This is a genomic window from Polaromonas sp. P1_G4 (assembly GCF_056405475.1).
In genome coordinates this window covers 1-2,160 of record NZ_JBFUCA010000621.1, presented here as the reverse complement: position 1 = coordinate 2,160, position 2,160 = coordinate 1, and the positions used below count along the sequence as shown (strand labels likewise).

Annotated in this window: 2 protein-coding genes; both read left to right on the top strand. The window is 59.6% G+C overall.

The window, feature by feature from the left end:
* Positions 1-1,628 (top strand): methyl-accepting chemotaxis protein (locus AC1D1X_RS21395; protein ID WP_477699118.1); only part of this gene is annotated, 1,628 nt, incomplete at its 5' end.
* 68 nt (positions 1,629-1,696) lie between these two features.
* Positions 1,697-2,160 (top strand): hypothetical protein (locus AC1D1X_RS21390; protein WP_477699117.1); only part of this gene is annotated, 464 nt, incomplete at its 3' end.

The window sequence follows — 2,160 nt, the reverse complement described above, 5'->3', positions numbered from 1 at the left end:
CCATTAACCGCCAGTCTTCGGATTTGCTGGAAATTGCAGAAACTGTTTCGTCACTCAAACTCCAGCAGAATGCGGCGCCGGCTGAAATTTCGGCATCCGGTCAGCTGGTGATGTTGACCCAGCGGATTGGTAAGTCTGCCAATGAGTTCCTGACCATGGAGGGCGTGAGCCCTGAAGCCGTGTTCCTGCTGGGCAAGGATTTGAACTCGTTCAAGGAAATTGCGCAGGGTTTGCAGGAAGGCAGCCCCGAGTTGCGCCTGGCCGGCTCCAAAGATCCGCAAACGCGCGAGCGGCTGGAAGCCCTGATGGCGCTCTATGAGCAAACCCGTGTGCAAGCTGGTGCCATTTTGGGTAACTTGCAGGGCCTGGTGTCTGCCCGTGAAGCGCAATCTTCGATTATTGCGGACAGTGAGCCCCTCCGCCGTGGCCTTGAGGATTTGCAGGGCAAGTTGTCGCTGCAAACCGGTCTGAGCGTTTTGTCGCTGGCCATCCTCGCGGGTGCTGCTACCTTTGCCCTATTGTGCGCAGCTGGCCTGGCCAAGCTGCAGGTGGAAGACAGTAAGCAGCGTCAGGCTGTTGCTGAAACCCAGCGACAGGAAGCGAAAGGGCAAGAGCAGGACGCCAAGCGCGTCAACGACGCCAACCAGGCCGCCATTTTGCGGTTGATGAACGAGTTGCAGACAGTGGCTGAAGGTGACTTGACGCAGGAAGCGACTGTGACCGAGGACATTACCGGCGCTATCGCCGACTCGGTGAACTACACGGTGGAAGAGTTGCGGCAGCTGGTGGGTAACGTACAGAACACGGCGACCCGCGTTGCGCAAACGACGGCCCAGGTGGAAAGTACCTCTACCGAACTGCTGGCAGCGTCCACTGAGCAGCTGCGCGAGATTCGTGAAACCGGCCAGTCAGTGCTTGACATGGCATCCCGAATTAACGAGGTGTCCACACAGGCGCAGGAATCTTCCCAGGTGGCGCGCCAATCGCTGACCGCCGCCGAATCCGGCCTGCAGGCTGTGCAGAACGCCATCGGCGGTATGAACTCCATCCGCGACCAGATTCAGGAAACCTCCAAGCGGATCAAGCGACTTGGTGAGTCCTCGCAGGAGATTGGTGAAATTACCGAACTGATTTCAGACATTACCGAACAGACCAACGTGCTGGCACTGAACGCCGCCATTCAAGCCGCGTCGGCCGGTGAAGCCGGACGAGGCTTCTCCGTGGTTGCGGAAGAGGTGCAGCGACTGGCTGAACGTTCCGCAGATGCTACGCGCCAGATTTCGGCCCTGGTGAAAGCAATTCAGACCGACACGCAGGATGCCGTGGCCGCTATGGAACGCTCCACGCAGGGTGTGGTTGAAGGGGCCAAGCTGTCCGATAACGCGGGTACCGCRCTGACCGAGATTGACCAGGTGTCACGCCGGCTTGCTGACCTGATTGAGCAAATTTCAAACTCCGCCTCCCGCGAAGCCGCATCGGCGAACGTGGTGGCCGGCAATATTCAGCACATTTTCGCGGTGACGGAGCAAACGGGAGAAGGTACCCGTTCCACGGCACAGCAGGTGCGAGACCTTTCCCGCATGGCCGAAGAGCTTCGCCAGTCGGTGTCCCGATTCAAGATCGCCTGATGCCAGCTTGTCGTGCGCTGAACGCAGCTTTCGCCCTTGACACCGATTCCTGAACCGGCCCGTTATCTATGCAATCCAACGTCCCGAACTCAACAGCTGCCGAGCTCGACCTCGCTGTCAATGACCTGGGCCCCCTGGCCTGGGTACTTGACGAACTTCGCAAGTCGCTGGACGGTGCTGCCAAAGCGCTGAAGCGTTTTGTGCGGGACGCAGAAGCCGCGCGTGGGTCCGATCTTGCGGCGCTTGACGCCAGCCAGTTGCGCATCGCACGGCAGCAACTGCATCAGGCCGTGGGCGCGCTTGAAATGGTGGGCCTTGCGGGGCCAGCCTTGGTGTTGCGGGCGATGGAAGCTGCGGTACAGAAATTTGTGCAGCAACCTGAGCAATGCAGCCAGGACGCTGCCGGAAAAATCGAACGCGCCAGTTTTGCGCTGACCGAGTATCTTGAAGGTGTGCTGGCCGACAAGCCCGTGTCACCCGTTTCGCTTTTCCCCCAATACCGTGATGTGCAGGAATTGGTGCGGGCCGACCG